The organism is Nonomuraea sp. NPDC049624, assembly GCF_040675255.1.
In the GTDB taxonomy this organism is placed as follows: Bacteria; Actinomycetota; Actinomycetes; order Streptosporangiales; family Streptosporangiaceae; genus Nonomuraea.
Window position 1 is genome coordinate 51,838 of record NZ_JBFAOR010000002.1, and the last position, 20,541, is coordinate 72,378.

Here is a 20,541-nt window from a genome sequence, read left to right on the forward strand (position 1 = left end):
CGCCGCTCATCGCGCCGCCGCCTCCAGGACGTTCTCGGTGCCGAGCGCGCGGGCGTAGACGAAGATGCCCACCAGCAGGATCGCCATCAGCGTGAACGACAGCGCCGAGGCGGTCGGGTAGTCGAGGTTGGTCAGGTACTCGGTCTGGATGATGTTGCCGATCATGGTGTTGGCCGTGCCGCCGAGGATCTGCGCGTTGACCGGGTCGGCGGTCGCGGGCACGAACGTCATCAGCACCCCGGCGAAGACGCCGGGCAGCGACAGCGGCAGCACCACCCGGCGGAAGGCCCCGGCGCGGGTGGCGTACAGGTCCTGGGCCGCCTCCACCACCCGCGGGTCCACCCGCTCCAGGGCCACGTAGATCGGCAGGATCATGAACGGCAGGAAGTTGTAGGTGAGCCCGCCCACCACGGCCACGGTCGTGGCCAGCACGTGGAAGCCCTCCGGCAGCAGCCCCCAGCCCTTCAGCGTCCCGAACAGGATGCCGTTGTCGGCCAGCAGGAAGTTCCACGAGATCGTCCGCAGCACGAACGAGACGAAGAACGGCAGCAGCAGCAGGAACAGGTACACCGACTTGCGGCTGCCGCCCTTGAAGGCGATCCAGTACGCCACCGGGTACCCGATCACCAGCATGGCCACCGTGGCCAGGCCGCCGTACAGGAGCGAGCGCAGCAGCTGGTCGCTGTACCTGCCGAGCGCGTCGGCGTAGTTGGAGAAGCTGAACGTCATCGCATAGCCGTCGATGGCGTTGCCCGTCTGGAGCGAGACCGACGCCATCGCCACCATGGGCACGATCAGGAAGATCGCCAGCCACAGCCAGCTCGGCAGGGCGAGCAGGTAGGGGGTGAGCCGTTTCATGGCTATGCCTGGGTGATCGACTGGAAGATGGAGTTGAACACCTGCTCCTGCTGGGTGGTCAGCGTGGTGTAGGTGCGCAGCTTGGCGTAGTCGGCCTCCGAGGGGAACATGAGCGAGCTGTCCACCATGTCCTCCAGGGCCTTCTTGTCCTCGCCCTTGGCCGTCGTGGCCTTCTCGCGCATGAGGTCCTGCACGGCCGGCACCGGGGTGACGAACTGGATGAACTCGTCGAGTTCGGCGGCCACCGCGGGCTGGTACAGGTAGTCCATGAGGGTGAGCGCGTCCACGGGGTTGGCCGCGCCCTTGGGGATGAGCATGTTGTCGGTCCAGATCGTGCCGCCCTCCGCCGGCACCACGAACTTGACCGGCTCGCCGGCGAGCTGCCGCTGGAAGACGTCGCCCGACCAGGCCATGGTCAGCCAGACGTCGCCCTTGGAGACCGCGTCGATGTAGCTCTGGTCGTAATATTTCCGGACGATTCCCGCGTCACGCTGCTGCTTGAGCTTCTCCCCGGCCTTCTTCCAGTCGGCCTCGGTCGACTTCTCCGGATCGACGCCCAGCGCGAACATGCCGAAGTTGCCGATCTCCTGCGCGTCGGCCATCATCCCGACCCGCCCCTTGTACTTGGGGTCGAACAGGGCCTCGATGCTGGTGATGTCGTCCTTGACGTACTTGGTGTTGTACGCGATGCCGGTCACGCCCGAGGAGTAGGGCATCGTGTACTGGTTGCCCGGGTCGTAGGCGCGTTCCTTGTACTTCTCACCGGCGTTGGCCAGGAAGTTCGGCATCCGGCTGTGGTCGAGCGGCACGATGTAGCCGAGCTCGACCATGTGCTGGAGCTGCACGCCGTTGGTCATCACGATGATGTCGTAGCCGAGCGACTGGCCGGCGCGGAGCACGGGGTCGGCCTTGCCGAAGAACTCCGCGTTCTCCTGGATGACCTCCTTGTACTCCACGGAGATCCCGGTGGTCTGGGTGAACTTCTTCAGCGGGGCCTGGTCCTCGGGCATGTACTCGGGCCAGTTGGCGAAGACGAGCTTGCCGTGCTTGCTCTGCTTGGACCAGTAGTCCTGGACGGCGTCGGCCTTCGGAGGGGCGGCCTTCTGGCCCTGGACGCCGCAGGCGGCGAGCGCGAGGCCGGCGGCGGACAGGCCGGTGACACGGAAGAAGTCGCGGCGGGTGCGGGGCTGGGTCATGCCCCTCAGGAGGGCGGGGGTGATCTGGCGGGGGTTCATGGGGTGCTATCAACTTCCAATCACATAAGAGTGCTGCGCCTCCCACGACAGCCACACGGAGTCGCCCCGCTCCGCGGTCGCCGTCGCGTCATGCGCGTTCTGCTCGAACACGGTGATGTCGGCCCCGTCGGCGAGCTTCACCGCGTAGCTGTTGGAGGTGCCCAGGTAGACCATCTCCGTGACGGTCCCGGGGACGGCGCTCAGCCCGGGTCCCGGCTCGTCCGCGCAGATCGTGATCTTCTCGGGGCGGACGGTCACCGTCACGTCGCCCTCGTGGTCCGGCACCAGCACCCGGCCGCCGCCGATCGCCAGCACCCCGCCGGTCACCGTCCCGGTGATCAGGTTGGAGGTGCCGATGAACCCCGCCACGAACGCGGTGGCCGGCCGTTCGTAGATCTCCCGCGGGCTCGCCAGCTGCTCGACCAGCCCGTCGTTCATCACGGCGATCCTGTCGCTCATGGTCAGAGCCTCGTTCTGGTCGTGCGTCACGTACACGAACGTGATGCCGACCTCGCGCTGGATGCGCTTGAGCTCGATCTGCATGGCCTGGCGCAGCTTGAGGTCGAGCGCGCCCAGGGGCTCGTCGAGCAGCAGCGCCCGCGGCCGGTTGACCAGCGCGCGGGCCAGCGCCACGCGCTGCTGCTGGCCGCCGGACATCTCGCGCGGCCGGCGCTTCTCCCGGCCGGTCAGGTCGACGATCTCCAGCATCTCGCCGACCCGCCGCCGGATCTCCTCCGGCGGCGTCTTGCGCTGCTTCAGGCCGAACGCCACGTTGTCCCACACGCTCATGTGCGGGAACAGGGCGTAGGACTGGAAGACCATGTTGACGTCGCGCTTGTTCGGCGGGACGTCGGTGACGTCCTTGCCGTGCAGCCTCACGAGCCCTTTGGTGGGCTCCTCGAAGCCGGCGATCATCCTCATGGTCGTGGTCTTGCCGCATCCGGACGGGCCGAGGAGGGAGAAGAACTCCCCCTCGGCGATGTCCAGCGACACACCCTTGACCGCCTGGACGACCTCGCCGTGCGAGAGGTACTCCTTGACGACGTCCTCAAGCTGAATCGCGGATAGCTCGGTCATGTCCAGGGTTCGTCCTTATTCGCCGATGTAGTGCATGACGTGCTTGACCCTGGTGTAGTCGTGCAGACCGAACACCGACAGGTCCTTGCCGTACCCGGAGTGCTTGAAGCCGCCGTGCGGCATCTCCGAGACGAACGGGATGTGCGTGTTGACCCAGACCACGCCGAAGTCGAGGCGGTTCGACATGCGCATGGCGCGGCCGTGGTCGGAGGTCCACACCGAGCTGGACAGGCCGTACTTCACGTCGTTGGCCTTGGCCAGCGCGTCGGCCTCGTCGGTGAACGTCTGGACGGTGATGACGGGGCCGAAGACCTCGTTCTGCACCATCTCGTCGTCCTGCCGCAGGCCGTCCACGACGGTCGGGGCGAAGAAGTAGCCCTTGTCGCCGACCCGGTTGCCGCCGGTGAGCACCTTGGCGTGGCCGGGGACCCGGTCGATGAAGCCCTGGACCCTGGCGAGCTGGTTCTCGTTGTTGAGCGGGCCGTAGAGCGCTTCCTCGTTGTCCAGGTCGCCGGTCACGGTCGCGGCGGCGGCCTCGGTCAGCGCGGCCACGAACTCGTCGTGCACGCTCTCCTGGACGAGCACGCGGCAGGCCGCGGTGCAGTCCTGGCCGGCGTTGTAGAGACCGGCGCCGGCGATGTCGGCGGCGGCCTTGGCGAGGTCCTTGACGTCCTCGAAGACCACGACCGGCGCCTTGCCGCCGAGCTCCAGGTGCACCCGCTTGAGGTCGTCGGCGGCGCTCTTGGCGACCGCCATGCCCGCGCCGACGGACCCGGTGATCGCCACCATGGCGGCGGTCGGGTGGCCCACGACGAGCGCGCCGGTCTCGCGGTCGCCGGTGACGACGTTGAAGACGCCGGGCGGCAGCACCGAGCCGACGATCTCGGCCAGCTTGAGCGTGGAGGCCGGGGTGGTGTCCGACGGCTTGAGGACGATCGTGTTCCCGGCGGCCAGCGCCGGGGCGATCTTCCACACGGCCATCATCATCGGGTAGTTCCAGGGGGTGACCTGGCCGACGACGCCGATGGGCTCGTGCCTGATGACGCTGGTGTGCTCGGCGAGGAACTCCCCGGCCGTGGGCCCCTCCAGGGTGCGCGCGGCGCCGGCGAAGAAGCGGAAGTGGTCGGCCGCTACCGGCGTCTCGTCCTCGGCCATGCGGGCGCGGGGCTTGCCGGTGTTGAGGCACTCGGCCTCGTTGATCTCGTCGGCCCGGGCGTCGATCGCGTCGGCGACCTTGAGCAGCAGGTTCGCCCGCTCACCGGGGGTGGTCCGACCCCACGACTCGAACGCGGCGGCCGCCGCGGCGTAGGCCGCGTCGACGTCCTCGACGCCGGAGATCGGGGCCTGAAGGTAGGCCTCTCCCGTGCAAGGGTCGATGATGTCGGAGAACCGGCCGCTCTGGGCGTCCACGAACTCACCGTTGATGAAGTTCTGCAGACGGGTGGTCAATGCACGACCTCCTCGTTGAGGTGGCTGAGATGCCGCGACTCTTACAGAGCAGATGCATCTGGACAAGGGATTTCGTGGTGAAGATATCAAATTGCTACGAATTCGCTTGACACACCGCCAAGAACTGACAACATGTCGCACCAGGACGGCAATCGAGCGGGAACGCCCCCGTAACGCCGGACCGCTAGGAGGATTCCTCTGACATGACGACGCCGCCCCGCGTACGACGAAACAACGCCAGTTCCGGGCCCGTCGTGCTCGACGATCTCTCCAAGCAGATCATCGAGCAGCTCCAGTCAGACGGGCGCATGCCCTACGCGGCGATCGGCAAGGCCGTCGGGCTCTCCGAGGCCGCGGTCCGTCAGCGCGTCCAGCGGTTGCAGGACGCCGGGGTGATGCAGATCGTCGCGGTCACCGACCCCCTCACCCTCGGCTTCCCCCGCCAGGCGATGATCGGGGTCAACTGCGAGGGCGACCTGGAGTCGGTGGCCGACGAGCTGTCGGCCATCGAGGAGATCGACTACGTGGTGCTCACGGCGGGCTCCTTCGATGTGATCGTCGAGGTGGTCTGCGAGGGCGACGGGCACCTGCTGGAGATCCTCAGCAAGATCCGGGCCATCCCCGCCGTCCGGGCCACGGAGTCGTTCGTGTACCTGAAGCTGCGCAAGCAGTCGTACTCCTGGGGCACGCGCTAACCGATCCGCGCCACGGCCCGCACGGGCGCGCCGTCGGCGCCGTCGAGCCGCAGCGGCATCATCCAGACCTCGATCGGCCGCCCCCGGGCCTGGGCGTCCAGCAGCCGGTCGAGGCCGGTGAGGTTCTCGGCGATCACGGCGTGCGCCCCGCACAGGACGCGGTGGGCCGGGAAGTCGTCGGCTGGCGTGGGATCGACGCTCAGCGCGTCGATGCCGACCGTGCGCACGCCCCGCTCGACCAGCAGCGTGGCGGCCTCCTCGGTGAGGAAGGGGTGGCCCAGGTACGACTCGCCACCCCAGTGGGCCGACCAGCCGGTCGCGACCAGCACGATCGGCGCCTGGCCGCCGGACGGCCGGGCCGGGCCGTCGAGCAGCCCGGCCCCGATCGGCGACCGGGGCGCGAGCCCCCGGGCGTCGGCCACCACGGCGGGCCCGGCGAAGCGGGACAGCGGCAGGGCGCCGAGCGCCGGCAGCGCGTCGTCGATGTGGAAAGGGGCGTCGACGTGGGTGCCCGACTGCGAGCCGAGGTGCAGGCCCAGCACGTTGACGCCGTCGCGGGCGACGGTGAGCGCCGGGGCGACCGAGACCTCGGGGTCGCCCGGATAGACGGGCATCCCGGTCTCGACGGGCACCGACAGGTCGACGAGTTCCATCACGCCATCGATTCTGCCGCGTCCACGATGGGCAGGATCGGTGTGTCGGCCGAGCGCACCAGGCGCGGGCCGCGCGGGCCGTACACCTCGCGCGGTTCGGGGAAGAGCGCGAGCAACGCCAGGTAGAGCACGGCCGCGACCGCGAGGCCCAGCGGCAGCGAGACGTCCACGCCGCCGGCCAGGTCTCCCAGCGGCCCGACGAACTGGCCGGGCAGGTTCACGAACATCAGCGCCACGGCGGCCGCGAGCAGCCACGCCGTGAGGCCGCGCCAGTTCCAGCCGTGGGTGAACCAGTACCGCCCGCCGCGCTGCCGCCGGTTGAAGACCTGCAGGGCGTCGGGGTCGTACCAGCCTCTGCGGGTCACGTAGCCGAGCATCATGATGACCATCCAGGGGGCGGTGCAGGTGATGATCAGCGTGGCGAACGTGGAGATGCTGGCCGTCAGGTTGGCCGCGAAGCGCCCGACGAAGATGAACACGATCGACAGGGTGCCGATGAAGACGGTCGCCTGCACCCGGGAGAAGCGCGGGAACACGCTGGAGAAGTCGAGCCCGGTCCCGTACAGGGAGGTGGTGCCGGTGGACATGCCGCCGATCAGCGCGATCAGGCAGACCGGGACGAAGTACCAGGCCGGCGAGATCGCCAGCAGCCCGCCCACGTAGTTGGGCGCGGCCGGGTCGACGTACTCGGCGGCCTTGGCGGCGATGATCGAGGCGGTGGCCAGCCCGAAGAAGAACGGCAGGATGGTGGCGATCTGCGACAGGAAGGCCGCCGCCATCACGCGGGAGCGCGGGGTGGCGGCCGGGATGTAGCGGGACCAGTCGCCCAGGAAGGCGCCGAAGGACACGGGGTTCGACAACACGATCAGCGCCGCGCCGATGAACGACGGCCAGAACAGCGGGTCGCCGGCCGCCAGCGTCCCGGGATAGGACGGGTCGAAGTCCCCGGCGAAGGCGAACAGCCCGAGCACGAACAGCAGCGACGCCGCCGCGACCGCGATCTTGTTGACGAACAGCATGAAGCGGAAGCCGTACACGCAGACCACGAGGACGAGCAGGGCGAAGACGGCGTAGGCCACCCCGTAGGACAGGTCGGTGTCGGGCAGCCCGACGAGCCGGTGCGCGCCGCCCACCAGCGCGTCGCCGGACGACCACACCGAGATCGAGAAGAACGCGATGGCGGTCAGCAGCGACAGGAACGAGCCGACCACCCGGCCGTGCACGCCCAGGTGGGCCGAGGAGGAGACGGCGTTGTTGGTGCCGTTGAGCGGCCCGAACAGCGACAGCGGGGCCAGGATCAGCGCCCCGACCACCAGGCCGAGCACGGTGGCCGCGAGCCCCTGCCAGAACGACAGGCCGAACAGGATGGGGAAGGCGCCCAGCACGCAGGTGGCGAACGTGTTCGCGCCCCCGAAGGCGACCCGGAACAGGTCGAACGGCCCGGCGGTGCGGTCGGCGTCGGGGATGCGCTCGACGCCGTAGGTCTCGATCTCGGTGATGCTCATGTCTTCTCCTGCATCGCCAGCAGGCTGACGAGGTCGTAGGCCACGTGGGAGGCGGCGACCGAGGTGATCTCGGCGTGGTCGTAGGCGGGGGCCACCTCGACCACGTCGGCCCCGATCAGGCGGCAGCCGGCCAGACCGCGGAGGATCTCCAGCAGCTCCCGGCTGGTGAGCCCGCCGGCCTCCGGCGTGCCGGTGCCGGGGGCGTGGGCGGGGTCGAGCACGTCGATGTCGACGGAGACGTAGAGCGGGCGGTCGCCGACGCGCTGCCGCAGCACGTCGATGACCTCGTCCAGGCCGCGGCGCAGCACGTCGGCGGCGGTCAGGATGCCGAAGCCGAGCCGCCGGTCGTCCTCCAGGTCCTTCTTGCCGTACAGCGGGCCCCGGATGCCGACGTGGCTCAGCGCCTCGGTGTCGAGCAGGCCCTCCTCGACCGCCCGGCGGAAGGGGGTGCCGTGGGTGTACTCGGCGCCGAAGTAGGTGTCCCAGGTGTCGAGGTGCGCGTCGAAGTGCAGCAGCGCCACCGGGCCGTGCTTCCTGGCCGCCGAGCGCAGCAGCGGCAGCGCGATCGTGTGGTCGCCGCCGATGGTGACCAGCCGGGCGTCCAGTTCGTCGGCCGCGGCCTCGATGGTCTCGACGGCCTCGCCGATGTCGAACGGGTTCGCCGCGATGTCACCGGCGTCGGCGACCTGGACGCGCTCGAACGGCGAGACGTCCAGCCCCGGATGGTAGGGCCGCAGCAACCGGCTGGCCTCCCGTACGGCGGCGGGGCCGAACCGGGCGCCCGGACGGTAGGACACGCCCGCGTCGAAGGGCACGCCCACGACGGCCACGTCCGCCCGCTCGACCTGGTCGAGCCGGGGCAGCCGGGCGAAGGTGGCGGGCCCGGCGAAACGCGGGACCCGAGAGGAGTCAACGGGACCGATGTGCATGCTCGTCAGTGTTCGTCACGCCTCTGACCTGCGGCAATTGTTACTCCCACAAAGTAATACGGTGTGTGTTGTGGCTGACCACAAGCTGACGGTCGAAGACCTTCTCCGCTCCCCCGCTCTCCAGCTCCGCGTGCTCGCCGGCGAGGCCGGGCTGTCCCGCTCGGTCTCGTGGGCGCACGTCAGCGAGCTGGCCGATCCGACGCCCTGGCTGCTCGGCGCCGAGGTCATCATGACGACCGGGCTCGCGCTGCCGCGCCCGGCCGCCCGGCAGCGCGCCTACCTCGAACGCCTCGACGACGCGGGGGTCTCGGCGCTCGCCCTGTCGGCCCAGTTGCACGTCCCGCCGCTGCACCAGGCGTTCTTCGAGGCCGCCGAGGAGCGCGGCATGCCGGTGCTGGAGGTGCCGCTCGCGGTGCCGTTCATCGCCGTCTCGCAGGAGGTGGCGGCGGCGCTCCAGGAGGACGCCAGCCACCGGCTGGGCGCCCAGCTCCAGGTGTTCGGCGCGCTGCGCTGGCTGGCCGCCGAAGACCTCGACACCGTCACCCTGTTCAAGCGCCTGGAACGGCTGTCCGGCTACGACGTCTACCTGTGCACGCCGCAGGGCCGGCCGTTGCTGCCCGGCGTGCCGGTGCCGGCGCTCGACGTGCTGCCCGCCGAGCCCGACGCGCCGCCCACGATCCCGGGCGGCTTCGCGCTGCCGGTGCCGGCGCCCGGCGGCCCCGCCGGGTTCCTGGTGGCCTTCGAGCGGGAGGGCGCGCGGCCCGCCGGGCTGGCCGTGGTCCAGCACATCGCCACCGTGGCCGCCCTCCAGGTCGCCATGGCCAGGCACGAGCGCGAGACGCTGCGCCGCGAGGGCGCCGAGACGCTGGCCGAGCTGCTCCAGGACGTGCTCGACCCGCCCGCGGCCCGGCGCCGGCTGGCCAGGATGGGCCTGCCCCTGGAGACCGGGTCGGTGCTGCTGGTCGTGCGGCACGCGCCCGACGACGCGCTGCGCCGGGCGGTGGGCGAGCTGCCGCACCTGCTGCTGCGGCGCGGCGACGACCACTACCTGCTGGGGCCGCCCGAGCTGGGGCCGGCGGTGGCCGCCGTGCCCGGGGTCAGCGCGGGGGTGAGCCGGCCGTTCCCGCCGGGCGAGTCGTTGCGGGTCGCCCAGCGCGAGGCCGTGTGGGCGGCCGCGCACGCCGCCGAGTCGGGCAAGGCGCTGGTCCACTACGGCGACGACACCACCGGCCGCTGGCTGCCCGACGACCCCTCGACGCTGTCGGCCCTGGTCGACCACGTGCTGGGCGAGGTGCTGGCCTACGACGAGGCCCACGACTCGCGGCTGCTGCTGTCGGTGCGCACGTGGATGGAGCGCAACCGCCACGTCGAGGACGCGGCGGCGGCGCTGCACGTCCACCCCAACACGCTGGCCTACCGGCTGCGCCGGTTCGCCGCGCTGAGCGGGCGCGACCTGTCGTCCAGCGCGGCGTTCGCGGAGGTCTGGCTGGCCGTGCGCGCGGCCCGCCAGCTCGGCCTGTGCTAGGGCCGTGGGGTCAGCGGAGCTGGACGGTGGCGATCTCCCACGGCCTCAGCGGCAGCCTGAGGGTGCCGTCCGCCGTCTCCAGCGGCTCGCCGGGGCTGCCGGTCAGGCCGGCCCGCCTGGCCCGGGTGAAGGCCCCCCGCACCACGGCCTCGGTGCCGGACGCGGTGAGCGCCACCAGGCGCAGCTCGTGCCAGTCGTCGCGGCGGCGCAGCGAGCTCATCGTCACGCCCTGACCGGACACCGACAAGCCGTGCGCCGCCGGCGGCGGGGTCAGGTCGCGGTCGCCGCCGCCCGGCACCACCAGCAGGTCGTGCCGGTACAGCTCCGCCTGCGGCGGCACGTCCCGCCAGTCCAGGTACGGCATCAGCGCCAGCGACACGGTGTGCGGCCCGCGTGACTGCGCGGCGGGGGTCGGCAGTTGCGGGCCGGCGGGCTCGGGGCGCAGCCTGTTGTGGTTGCGCGACAGGTAGCCGACCGAGCGCAGCAGCGTGAGGGCCAGCTCGTATCCGTCGTCCAGCAGCTCGTACTCGGTGACGTGCTCCAGCAGCGCGGCGACGCCGCCGGCGGCCACCCAGCCGGAGGCGGGGAAGGTGGGCAGCGGGGTCTCGCCGCAGCCGCCCTCCGCCTCCAGCTCCCGCCGCACGATCGCGAACTGCCCCTCGGCCAGCGAATGGTCGGCCCGCCTGGGCAGCGGCACGTGCAGCCGCACCCGGTGGTCCGCGCACCGGTTGTCGAACGACACCCGCAGCCGGACGAACGGCTCGCCCGCCCGCAGCTCGACCCGCATGGTGACCACGACGTCCTCGGTCGCGCCGGTGCGCGCGGGCGGCGGCAGCTCCGGCGTGTTCGGGACGGCCTCGCCCGCCGCCGGCCACAGGTAGACCCGGGTGATCTCCACGGCGGCGACGAGCGGGCCGCCTTCGATGATCTCCGCCTCGATCGAGATCGGCTCGGACACGACCAGGTCGTCGGCGGGTGGCGCGTGGTTGTAGGTGTCGCCGGAGTCGCCGCCGTCCTCGATGCGGCCCACGCCGGTGATCGTCCGGCCGTCCTCGCCGAACAGGCCGAGGGTGCCGTCGGGCTCGATCTCGACCCGCAGCAGCCCGTTGTCCATCACCGTGGAGCTGACCTTGATGGGCAGGACGCCGGTGTCGGAGGAGAGCCAGCAGTCCTGGTGGTGGCCGTTGTTGCGGACCTCCGCCAGCGGAGCGGGGTACGTGGGCTCGGGCGGGCCTGGGCGCAGGCTCGTGTGGCCGAGCGCGGGCACCTCGACGAAGGCGGCGACCGTGCTCCGGACCTCGGCCTCGACGCGGACGTAGGTCACGCCGTCGAGCGCGCGGCGCACCTCGGCCTGGTCGAACGGCCCGCGCGGCTCCCTGCCCACGGTGATGAGGAGGGTGTCGTCGAACACCTGCCAGCCGATGATGTGCTGGCCGTACAGCTCGGTGCCGTGCACGAAGCCCAGCACGGTGAGGGGGTCGATGCGCTCGTCCAGCAGCAGCACCGGCGCGCAGTCGAGGGGCTGGGTGGGCACCGCCGCGCCGGAGGGGTCCACCAGCGGCCCGCTGCCGCCGGCCACGTCGGCGATCACCACGCCGCTGCGCACGGCCGGCGTCGGGTTGACGACGAGCACGCCGTCGGCCGGCACCGCCGCCGCCAGCCGCGTGGTCACCATGTCGCGGACGGCCTGCCCGAGCTGCTCGGCCTCGGCGATGCGGGCGGCGACCTGCTGGGCGGTCTCGTCCACGCCGCAGCCGGTGACCGAGTCGTGGCCGCTGGCCTCCACCAGCCGCCGCCAGGCCATGTCGAGGAACCGGCCGGGCCACGGGCCGCCCCAGAGCGTGGCCAGGGGCTCGGCGTAGCGCTCGACCATGCGCTCGGCCCGGCCCATGGCCTGCTTGACGGCGGCGCGGACGGAGATGACGCCGGGCAGGATGTTGGCGCGGGCGTGCGAGCGCAGCTCGCCGACGACCTGCGGCAGCCCCGCGGTGTCACCCGAGAATTTCTCGATATATCCAGACAAGGTGTCCATGCGGGCGCCGACGGCCGCCACCATCTCCGGCAACCCGCGCACGGGAGCCGAGTGGTCGGCGCCGTACATGGCCAGCAGCTCGCCCTCGGGGCCGTGCCAGGCGCGCATGGCGGCGACGAACTCCGCCGCCCGCTCCTCCAGCCCCTTGGCGTCGGAGAACAGGTGGGCGCCGTTGCCGTAGCCGCCCTCGGGCAGGTACTGGGTGCGGATCGCGGTGCCGTCGGGGGCCACCCAGGCGAAGGCGTCGGTCGTCACCGACGCCGGCACCCCGCGGTAGACGCAGGCGTGCTCCAGACCGGCCAGCCGCAGGATCTGCGGCATCTGGGCGGTGTGACCGAACATGTCCGGCAGGTAGCCCACCCGCATCGCGCCGCCGAGCTCGTCCGCGCCGGCCAGCCCGAGTTCGAGGTTGCGCACGATGTTCTCGCCCGAGCACAGGAACTCGTCGAGCAGGATCTGCCACGGCCCGACCGCCAGCCGCCCGGACGCGACGAGCGCCGCGACGCGGTGCCGGTTCTCCGGGCGCACCTCCAGGTAGTCGTCCACGCAGGCGAGCTGGCCGTCGAGGGTGAAGTGGTAGGCGGGCTCGCGTTCCATGGTGTCGAGCACCTCGTCGAGGAGGTCCACCAGCCGCAGCCTGAAGCGCTGGAACGGCTCGTACCACTCCCTGTCCCAGTGCGTGTGCGGTACGACCACTATGTCCATGCCGCCGCCTCCCCTCCGATGGGCAGCCGATGCTGGACGGCGTAGCGGGCGGCGATCCGCTGAGCCGTCACGATGTCCTCCAGTGCGCCGGCCGCGTCGGTGAGCGGCGGGCTGCCATCGTTCACATAAGCATGGAAGGCCGTCAGTTGTACCTCGAACGCCTCGGTCACCTGGCGGTGTTCGGCGCGGGTCTCGGCCCCGGAGACCACGGTCAGGGTGGTGGGCGCGTTCATCAGGTAGGGCGTGGGGAAGACCAGTTCCAGCGTGCCCCCGTCGTGGTGGATCGCGACGGTCTCGCGGTAGGCGGGGTAGCCGTCCAGGTAGTGCCAGCGGATGTGGAACCGGCCCGCCACGGGCAGCGGACCGGAGATCTCCACGGAGCCGGGCGCCGGCCCCCAGCTGTCCACGTGCGCGATCTCCCGCGGCGCTCCGGTGAAGCGCCGCAGCAGGGACAGGTCGTGGCAGATCGAGCCCAGGGAGACCGCGTACACGTTGCGCAGCGACTCCGGGGCGGCCTGGCCCAGCGCCCGGGAGACGAGCGCGTCCTCGGTCTCGCGCAACGCGCCGAGCACGCCGGGGTCGACGTCGCCGGCCCGCGCCAGGTTCGCGAACGCCAGCTGCGACTCCCCGCTGGGATGCAGCACGGTCACCTCGACCGACCGGACGGCCGCCGGGCCGCCCAGCTCCTCCAGCAGCGCGACGGCCCGGCGCACGGCCGGGTCGTACTGCTTCATGTAGCCGACCATCAGCCGCCCCTCGGGCAACGCCGCCACCTCCGCCCTGGTCAGCGCGAGCGGCTTCTCGCACAACACGGCGTACCCGGCGGCCAGCGCCCGGCGCACGGTCTCGCCGTGGGAGCCGGAGGCCAGCACCACCACGGCCTCGAACCCGCCGTCGGCCAGCATCTTCGCCAGGGAGGTGTAGCGCCGGGGCGCGCCCAGCCGGTCGCCGACGACGTCGGCCAGCGTGCGCGACAGGTCGCAGACGGCGCTCACCTGGAACAGGTCCCGCCGCCTGGACAACAGCGGCACGTAGACCGCCTGGGTGACGGCCCCGCACCCGACCAGCGCGATCCTCACAGGCCCAGCTCCCTCAGCCGCTCGCGGTTGGCCGCCTGGTCGGCGATGTTCCGCCCGACCGGGCGGCGGCCCGGCATGGTGTCCTGCTCGACCACGATCCAGCCCTCGTAGCCGATGGCGTCGAGCGCCGCCACGACCCCGGGCAGGTCGAGCTCGCCGTCGCCCAGACGGGTGAAGCCGCCCCTGGCCATCAGCTCGCGCAGGTCGGCGCCGTCGTCCAGGGCGGCGGCCAGGATCCCGGTGTCGCCGTCCTTGACGTGCACGTGCCCGACGCGGCCGGCCCACGCGCGCAGCGCCGCGACCGGGTCTCCGCCGGCCAGCAGCAGGTGGCCGGTGTCCAGGCAGAGCTGGACGTCGGTCAGCTCCAGAAGGCGCTCGACGTCGTCGGGGGTCTCGACGTAGGTGCCGAGGTGGTGGTGGAAGGCGGGTTCCAGGCCGCGTTCGCGGCAGCGGTCGGCGGCGTCCTGGACGCGGGCGGCGTATCCGGGCCAGTCGGCGGCGGGCAGCCCGGGGACGCTCCCGCCGGGCCTGGCGAACCTCTCGGGCGAGCCCGAGCAGGCCAGCGTGGGCCGCGGCGCGAAGAGGGCGGGCGCCTGCGGCGCGGCGGCGAACACGTCGAGCGCCGCCTCCAGCGCAGGCAGCCCCCGCCGGTACGCCTCGGCGTCGCCGTAACGCAGGTCGACCCAGCCGCCGGCGAGCAGCAGGCCGTGCGCCGACAGCCGGGCGGCCAGGCCGGGGCCGGTGCCGAGATAGCCGATGGGCCCGGAGTCGATGCCCGCGTAACCGGCCTCGGCCAGCGCGCGGACCATGTCGTCGGGGCCCAGGGGCGGCGGCGCGTCGCTGAGCTCGAACACGCCGAAGCTCACCGGCGCGTTCGCGACTCTCCTCACTCGCATAGGGCGATCACCTCGTTCTCGTGGGTCTCCAGGCGGTGGCGTCCCTCGGTCGCGGGAAGCAGCGCCCGCTCGCCGCGTACGACCTGGCGGGCGCCGCCGGGGCGGACCAGCACCAGGCCGTCGGCGTCGAGCGCGAGCAGCTCGTCGCCCAGCCGCAGCAGCAGCGGCGCGTCCGGTGCCGCCGAGACCGCGGTGCGCCCGGCGCGCACGCCGTCGAGCACCGCGCCCGGCTCCTCGGCCAGCACCCACGTGGTCGGCGCGCCCGGGAGGCCGTCGCTGCCGGGCCGGTGGAAGTCGCTGCCGCCGATCGCCACCACGTCGTCGCGCCAGGCGTCGGCCCAGGCCAGCGGCGCGCCCCAGCGGCGGTCCCACCACCCGGAGCTCCACACCTCGGCCACCCTCGGGCGCTCGCCGACCGGCAGCAGCCAGGCGCAGTCGCCGCCCAGCGGGTGGTTGATCGAGATCAGGCCGCCGGCGCGCCCGGCGTGCTCGGTCCAGGAGTCGGCGGGCCGCCGGAAGTCCACCCAGCCGACCTCGCCGAACACGTTGGCGTGGCCGCGGTCGGTGGTGACCTCCTGGCCGGGGATGAGCGTGACGCCGCGGTCGGTCGCGCGCAGCCAGGGGTGGTGGCTGACGGTGTTGTGGTCGGTGACCGCCAGGAAGTCGAGCCCCCGGCCGCGGGCCAGCTCGGCCAGCTCGGCGACGGTGAGCGCGCCGTCGCTGTGGACGGTGTGCGCGTGGAAGTCACCGGCGAACCAGCGCAACCCGCCGACGTCGGGCACGTCCCTGCGCGGCGGCCGTTCGCCGGGCGGCGGCTCGGCGGCGACCGGCTCCGGCGGGGCCGTGCGCGCGGCCGAGATCTCCAGGCTGAAGTCGAGCCCCTGCGGCGGCACGCGGTGCAGCCCGAGCCACACGTGCCAGGCGCCGGGCTCGGGGACGCCGGGCAGGTAGCCGGGGGTGGCCCAGCCGCGGGTGATCGTGAACTCCGAGCGCGCACCCCCCGACCAGCCGCGGAAGCCGCCCGGCGAGCCGCAGCCGAGGTCGAGCACGCCCTGCGACCGGTCGTAGTCGAGCCGCACGGTGACGGACTCCGACCCGGCGGGCACCTCGAAGGGCACCTCGCGCAACGACCGCTCCAGCCGGTCGTCCAGGCTCCAGTGGCCTTTCACGCCGGTCCGCCCTTGCCTGAGGCGGGGCGGAAAGAGAGCTTGGTGATGTGCTGTTCGTGATGGACGCCGTTGGGGACGAACATGAGCGAACCTCCTCACCGCCCGACACTACAGAAGTGAGGTGACGGTGGCCCGTCCTGAAGGATCATCAACAACATAGCGGACATCCTTATGTCATGACAATATGCCATAGTGTCGAGGTAGGGTGCGTCCTCTGGAGGTGCGTTGTACGACCTGATCACGATCGGCCGCTGCGGCGTCGACGTCTATCCGCTGCAGACCGGCGTCGGGCTGGCCGACGTCGAGACCTTCGGCAAGTTCCTCGGCGGCAGCCCGACCAACGTCGCCGTCGCGGCGGCGCGTCACGGGCTGCGCTCGGCGGTGATCACCGCGGTGGGCGCCGACCCCTTCGGCGCGTACGTCCGACGGGCCATCCGCGACTTCGGCGTGGACGACGCCTACGTGAGCGTCATCGAGGGCCCGGCCACCCCGGTCACGTTCTGCGAGATCTTCCCGCCCGACCACTTCCCCATCTGGTTCTACCGCGGCGAGCACCCGCCCGACCTGCGCCTCACCCCCGGCCACCTCGACCTCGACGCCATCCGCTCGACCGGCCTGTTCTGGTTCTCCCTCACCGGCCTGAGCAAGGAGCCGAGCCGCGCCGCCCACGCCGCCGCCCTGTCGGCCCGCACCTCCGGCTGGACCGTGTTCGACCTCGATCACCGTCCGGCGCTGTGGGAGTCCCGCGCGGCCGCCCGCGCGGCGGCGCGCGAGGCGCTGCCGCACGCGAACGTGGCCGTCGGCAACCTGGACGAGGTGGAGACCGCCGTGGGCGTGCGCGAGCCGGAGGCGGCGGCGCAGGCCCTGCTCGACGCCGGGGTCGAGGTGGCGATCGTCAAGATGGGCCCCGACGGCGTCCTGGCCCGCACCGCCACCGGGACCGTCGTGGCCGAGCCGGTCGAGGTGAAGGTGGTCAACGGCATCGGCGCCGGGGACGCGTTCGGCGGCGCCGTCTGTCTCGGGCTGCTGCGCGGCTGGCCGCTGGAGCGCACGATCCGCTTCGCCGGCGCCGCCGGCGCGTTCGTGGCCGCCCGGCTGGCCTGCGCCGACGCCATGCCCACCACCGACGAGGTGCACGAGCTGCTGAACGAGGTGCCCAGGTGAGCGACCTCACGCTGCCCGTGACCGCCCGCTACGAGTGGCTCACGCGGATCCGCGCGACCCGCCCCGAGGAGATCGCCGCGGCCGCCGCACGCCGGCAGCGCCGCCGGATGCCGGGGCCCGACGAGCGGCTGCTGATCATCGCCGCCGACCATCCGGCCAGGGGCGCCCTGTCCGTACGCGACCGCCCGCTGGCCATGGGCAGCCGCCACGACCTGCTCGACCGCCTCCAGGCGGCCCTGGCCCGGCCCGGCGTGGACGGCATCCTCGCCTCCCCGGACGTCCTGGAGGACCTGCTGCTGCTGGGCGCGCTGGAGGGCAAGCTGGCCTTCGGCTCGATGAACCGGGGCGGCCTGCAGGGCTCGGTGTTCGAGCTGGACGACCGGTTCACCGGCTTCGACCCCGAGGCCATCGACACGATGCGGCTCGACGGCGGCAAGATGTTGTGCCGCATCGACCCCGGCGACCACGCGACGGCCGCCACCCTGGAGTCGTGCGCCCACGCGGTGACCGGGCTGGCCCGCAGGCGGCTGGTGGCCATGGTGGAGCCGTTCTGGGCGGCGCGCTCGGAGTCCGGCGTGCTGCGCAACGACCTGTCCCCCGACGCCGTGATCCGCTCGATCAGCGTCGCCCAGGCGCTCGGCGCCACCTCGGCCCACACCTGGCTGAAGATCCCCGTGGTGGCCGAGATGGAGCGGGTGATGGCCGCGACCACGCTGCCCACCCTGCTCCTCGGCGGCGACCCGCCCGACATCGGCACGGCCTACGCCGACTGGCACCGCGCGCTGGCCCTGCCCGGCGTGCTCGGCCTGGTCGTCGGCCGCGCCCTGCTCTACCCATCCGACGACGACGTGGCGACGGCGGTGGACGGCGCCGCCGCCCTGGTACGAGAGGCACACACATGACCTACCTGCCCTACGGCAAGGCCGCCGGCGGCCCCTGGTCGGTGGAGATCACCCCCTCGCTGGCCGGCTGGACCTACTCCGGGCTGCGCGTGGCGGACCTGACCGGCACGCCGCTGTCGTTCGGCACCGGAGAGGAGGAGATGATCGTCCTTCCGCTGTCGGGGTCGTGCACGGTCGAGGTCGGCGGTGAGACGTTCGTGCTGGCCGGGCGCGGGTCGGTGTTCGAGGGGCCGAGCGACTTCGCGTACCTGCCGATCGGCGTCCAGGTCACGCTGAGCGGCGCGGGACGCGTCGCGCTGCCGTCGGCCCGCGCGACCCGGTCGCTGCCGCCGCGCCACGTGCCCGCGTCCCGGGTGCCGGTGGAGATCAGGGGCGCGGGGCAGGCCAGCCGGCAGGTGAACAACTTCTGCGCCCCCGGCGTGTTCGACTGCGACAAGCTCATGGCCGTCGAGGTGCTGACCCCGGGCGGCAACTGGTCGTCCTACCCGCCGCACAAGCACGACACCCCGAACCCGGGCGAGGCCGTGCTGGAGGAGGTCTACTACTTCGAGGTCGCCGGCGACGGGCCCGGCTACCAGCGTGTCTACTCCTCCGAGCGGGGGCAGGTGGACACGCTGGCCGAGGTCTCCTCCGGCGACGTCGTGCTGGTGCCCTACGGCTACCACGGGCCGTCCATGGCCGCCCCCGGCTACGACCTGTACTACCTCAACGTGCTGGCGGGGCCGGCGGAGGAGCGTTCGATGGCGTTCTGCGACGATCCCCGTCACGCCTGGATCCGCTCCTCCTGGACGGGCCAGGACGTCGACCCGAGACTGCCGTTCGGAGGGCACGCATGATCCGGTTGACCGTCGCGCAGGCCGTCGTGCGCTTCCTGGCCGCCCAGTGGAGCGAGCGCGACGGCGAGGAGCGCCGCTTCTTCGGCGGCTGCTTCGGCATCTTCGGCCACGGCAACGTCGCCGGGCTCGGCCAGGCGCTGGCCACCGCGGGCGACGACCTGCCCTACTACCTGGCCCGCAACGAGCAGGCCATGGTGCACACGGCCGCCGCCTACGCCCGGGCCGCCGACCGGCTGGCCACGCTGGCCTGCACGACGTCGATCGGCCCCGGCGCGACCAACATGATCACCGGCGCGGCCGGCGCGACGATCAACCGGCTGCCCGTGCTGCTGCTGCCCGGCGACGTCTTCTCCACCCGTGCCGCCAACCCGGTGCTCCAGGAACTGGAGGACCCTCGTTCGTACGACATCTCGGTCAACGACTGCTTCAAGCCGGTCTCGCGGTACTGGGACCGGATCAACCGCCCCGAACAGCTCCCGTCCGCGCTGACGGCGGCCATGCGGGTGCTCACCGACCCGGTCGAGACCGGCGCGGTGACGCTGGCGCTGCCGCAGGACGTGCAGGCCGAGGCGTACGACTGGCCCGAGGAGCTGTTCGCCCGCCGGGTGTGGCACGTGCCGCGCCCGCGCCCCGAACGCGCCGCGCTGGCCAGGGCGGCCGAGGTGATCAGGACGGCGGCCCGCCCGCTGATCGTCTCGGGCGGCGGGACGATCTACAGCCGGGCCACCGCCGAACTGGCCGCCTTCGCCGAGGCGCACGGCATCCCGGTCGCCGAGACCCAGGCCGGCAAGGGATCGCTGCCGCACGGCCATCCGCTGGCGGTGGGCGCGGTGGGCGCGACCGGCACCACCGCCGCCAACACGCTGGCCCGCGAGGCCGACGTGATCATCGGGGTCGGCACCCGCTACAGCGACTTCACCACGGCGTCGAGGTCGCTCTTCGCCGCGGACGCCAGGTTCGTCAACGTCAACGTCGCCGCCTTCGACGCCGCCAAGCTGTCGGGCCTGCAACTGGTCGCCGACGCCCGCGAATGCCTGACCGACCTGGTCGCGGCCGTCGCCGGCCGGCGCTCCGACGACGCCTGGACGGCCAGGGCCGCCGCGCTCTCCCGGGAGTGGGACGCGCAGGTGGACCGGGCGTACGCGCTCGACGGCTCCCCGCTGTCGCAGGCGGCGATCATCGGCGCCGTGAACGCGGCGGCGGGCCGGGACGGCGTCGTGGTGTGCGCGGCCGGTTCCATGCCGGGCGACCTGCACAAGTTGTGGCGGCCGAGCGGCCCGGGCGGCTACCACGTCGAGTACGGCAACTCCTGCATGGGCTACGAGATCGCGGGCGGCGTCGGCGTCAAGCTGGCCGCGCCGGAGCGCGAGGTGTTCGTCCTGGTGGGCGACGGGTCGTACCTGATGATGGCGCAGGAGCTGGTCACCGCGGTCGCCGAGGGCGTCAAGCTGGTCGTCGTCCTGGTGGACAACTCGGGTTTCGCCTCCATCGGGCGGTTGTCGGAGAGCGTGGGGGCGCGCCGCCTGGGCACGTCCTACCGCTCCCGTACGGGCGGCCCGCTGCCGGTGGACCTGGCCGCCAACGCCGCCAGCCTGGGCGCGGCCGTGCTACGTCCGGAATCGCTGGCCGACCTGCGCAAGGCCCTGGAGGAGGCGCGCTCGTCCGGCGAGACGACCGTCGTGCACGTGCGCACCGACCCCATGGCCGACGACGTCCCCTCCTCGCAGGCGTGGTGGGACGTGCCCGTGGCCGGGGTGGGCGCGCCGGCCGAGCGGGCGGCGTACGAGGAGGCCAAGCGGTCGCAGCGCGCGCACCTGAGCCCGCCGTCCTGA

17 protein-coding genes are annotated in these 20,541 nt (G+C 72.5%); 6 read left to right on the top strand and 11 right to left on the bottom strand.

Annotated elements, in window-relative coordinates:
• Window positions 1–6 precede the first annotated feature (6 nt).
• From AB0J76_RS06500 to AB0J76_RS06515, 4 genes are read right to left on the bottom strand one after another with little or no spacing between them, the layout of a single operon-like run.
• Window positions 7–858 (bottom strand): ABC transporter permease, encoded by an 852-nt coding sequence (locus tag AB0J76_RS06500; protein ID WP_352322705.1) that lies wholly within the window; start codon window positions 856–858, stop codon window positions 7–9.
• Between the two features lie 2 nt (window positions 859–860).
• A complete protein-coding gene (locus AB0J76_RS06505) occupies window positions 861–2,054 on the bottom strand; it encodes a spermidine/putrescine ABC transporter substrate-binding protein (protein WP_352322706.1) in 1,194 nt (397 codons plus the stop codon).
• Between the two features lie 48 nt (window positions 2,055–2,102).
• On the bottom strand, window positions 2,103–3,170 hold the full coding sequence (locus tag AB0J76_RS06510) for an ABC transporter ATP-binding protein (protein WP_352322707.1): 1,068 nt from the start codon (window positions 3,168–3,170) through the stop codon (window positions 2,103–2,105).
• 15 nt (window positions 3,171–3,185) lie between these two features.
• Complete coding sequence (locus tag AB0J76_RS06515; protein WP_352322708.1) at window positions 3,186–4,619, bottom strand: gamma-aminobutyraldehyde dehydrogenase; 1,434 nt, start codon at window positions 4,617–4,619, stop codon at window positions 3,186–3,188.
• A gap of 203 nt (window positions 4,620–4,822) precedes the next feature.
• On the opposite strand from AB0J76_RS06515, the gene AB0J76_RS06520 reads away from it, so the two are divergent.
• Entirely contained in the window at window positions 4,823–5,314 is a 492-nt protein-coding gene (locus AB0J76_RS06520) for an Lrp/AsnC family transcriptional regulator (protein WP_352322709.1), read from the top strand.
• Here the strand turns inward: AB0J76_RS06520 and AB0J76_RS06525 are convergent.
• Genes AB0J76_RS06525 through speB form a run of 3 tightly spaced genes read right to left on the bottom strand, consistent with a single transcriptional unit; the run spans window position 5,311 to window position 8,401 of the window.
• The gene (locus AB0J76_RS06525) at window positions 5,311–5,967 is read right to left on the bottom strand and encodes a cyclase family protein (RefSeq protein WP_352322719.1); all 657 of its coding nucleotides are present in this window, start codon (window positions 5,965–5,967) and stop codon (window positions 5,311–5,313) included. The genes AB0J76_RS06520 and AB0J76_RS06525 overlap by 4 nt on opposite strands.
• Window positions 5,967–7,472, bottom strand: coding sequence for a cytosine permease (locus AB0J76_RS06530; RefSeq protein WP_352322710.1), 1,506 nt, complete (start codon window positions 7,470–7,472; stop codon window positions 5,967–5,969). The genes AB0J76_RS06525 and AB0J76_RS06530 overlap by 1 nt, the downstream gene beginning before the upstream one ends.
• Window positions 7,469–8,401 carry an agmatinase gene (gene speB / locus AB0J76_RS06535; RefSeq protein ID WP_352322711.1) on the bottom strand — a complete coding sequence of 311 codons (933 nt, stop codon included), beginning with the start codon at window positions 8,399–8,401 and terminating at the stop codon, window positions 7,469–7,471. The genes AB0J76_RS06530 and speB overlap by 4 nt, the downstream gene beginning before the upstream one ends.
• Before the next feature lie 70 nt (window positions 8,402–8,471).
• On the opposite strand from speB, the gene AB0J76_RS06540 reads away from it, so the two are divergent.
• Window positions 8,472–9,926: a PucR family transcriptional regulator gene (locus tag AB0J76_RS06540; protein WP_352322712.1), complete on the top strand. Its 1,455-nt coding sequence runs from the start codon at window positions 8,472–8,474 to the stop codon at window positions 9,924–9,926.
• Between the two features lie 10 nt (window positions 9,927–9,936).
• On the opposite strand, the gene AB0J76_RS06545 is transcribed toward AB0J76_RS06540, so the two are convergent.
• The 4 genes from AB0J76_RS06545 to AB0J76_RS06560 are packed head-to-tail and all read right to left on the bottom strand — an operon-like array spanning window position 9,937 to window position 15,807.
• Window positions 9,937–12,663: an alpha-mannosidase gene (locus AB0J76_RS06545; RefSeq protein ID WP_352322713.1), complete on the bottom strand. Its 2,727-nt coding sequence runs from the start codon at window positions 12,661–12,663 to the stop codon at window positions 9,937–9,939.
• Window positions 12,654–13,742 carry a Gfo/Idh/MocA family oxidoreductase gene (locus AB0J76_RS06550; protein WP_352322714.1) on the bottom strand — a complete coding sequence of 363 codons (1,089 nt, stop codon included), beginning with the start codon at window positions 13,740–13,742 and terminating at the stop codon, window positions 12,654–12,656. The genes AB0J76_RS06545 and AB0J76_RS06550 overlap by 10 nt, the downstream gene beginning before the upstream one ends.
• Window positions 13,739–14,638, bottom strand: a complete 900-nt coding sequence (locus tag AB0J76_RS06555) for a TIM barrel protein (RefSeq protein WP_352322715.1) — start codon at window positions 14,636–14,638, stop codon at window positions 13,739–13,741. The genes AB0J76_RS06550 and AB0J76_RS06555 overlap by 4 nt, the downstream gene beginning before the upstream one ends.
• Window positions 14,629–15,807 carry a CehA/McbA family metallohydrolase gene (locus tag AB0J76_RS06560; RefSeq protein ID WP_352322716.1) on the bottom strand — a complete coding sequence of 393 codons (1,179 nt, stop codon included), beginning with the start codon at window positions 15,805–15,807 and terminating at the stop codon, window positions 14,629–14,631. The genes AB0J76_RS06555 and AB0J76_RS06560 overlap by 10 nt, the downstream gene beginning before the upstream one ends.
• 225 nt (window positions 15,808–16,032) lie before the next feature.
• Here AB0J76_RS06560 and iolC point away from each other — a divergent pair, with 225 nt between their 5' ends.
• The 4 genes from iolC to iolD are packed head-to-tail and all read left to right on the top strand — an operon-like array spanning window position 16,033 to window position 20,541.
• Complete coding sequence (gene iolC, locus AB0J76_RS06565) at window positions 16,033–16,971, top strand: 5-dehydro-2-deoxygluconokinase (protein ID WP_364389005.1); 939 nt, start codon at window positions 16,033–16,035, stop codon at window positions 16,969–16,971.
• 17 nt (window positions 16,972–16,988) lie between these two features.
• Complete coding sequence (locus AB0J76_RS06570; RefSeq protein WP_352323816.1) at window positions 16,989–17,873, top strand: deoxyribose-phosphate aldolase; 885 nt, start codon at window positions 16,989–16,991, stop codon at window positions 17,871–17,873.
• Window positions 17,870–18,709, top strand: coding sequence for a 5-deoxy-glucuronate isomerase (gene iolB / locus AB0J76_RS06575; protein ID WP_352323812.1), 840 nt, complete (start codon window positions 17,870–17,872; stop codon window positions 18,707–18,709). Before AB0J76_RS06570 ends, iolB begins: the two co-directional genes overlap by 4 nt.
• A complete protein-coding gene (gene iolD / locus AB0J76_RS06580) occupies window positions 18,706–20,541 on the top strand; it encodes a 3D-(3,5/4)-trihydroxycyclohexane-1,2-dione acylhydrolase (decyclizing) (protein ID WP_352323811.1) in 1,836 nt (611 codons plus the stop codon). The genes iolB and iolD overlap by 4 nt, the downstream gene beginning before the upstream one ends.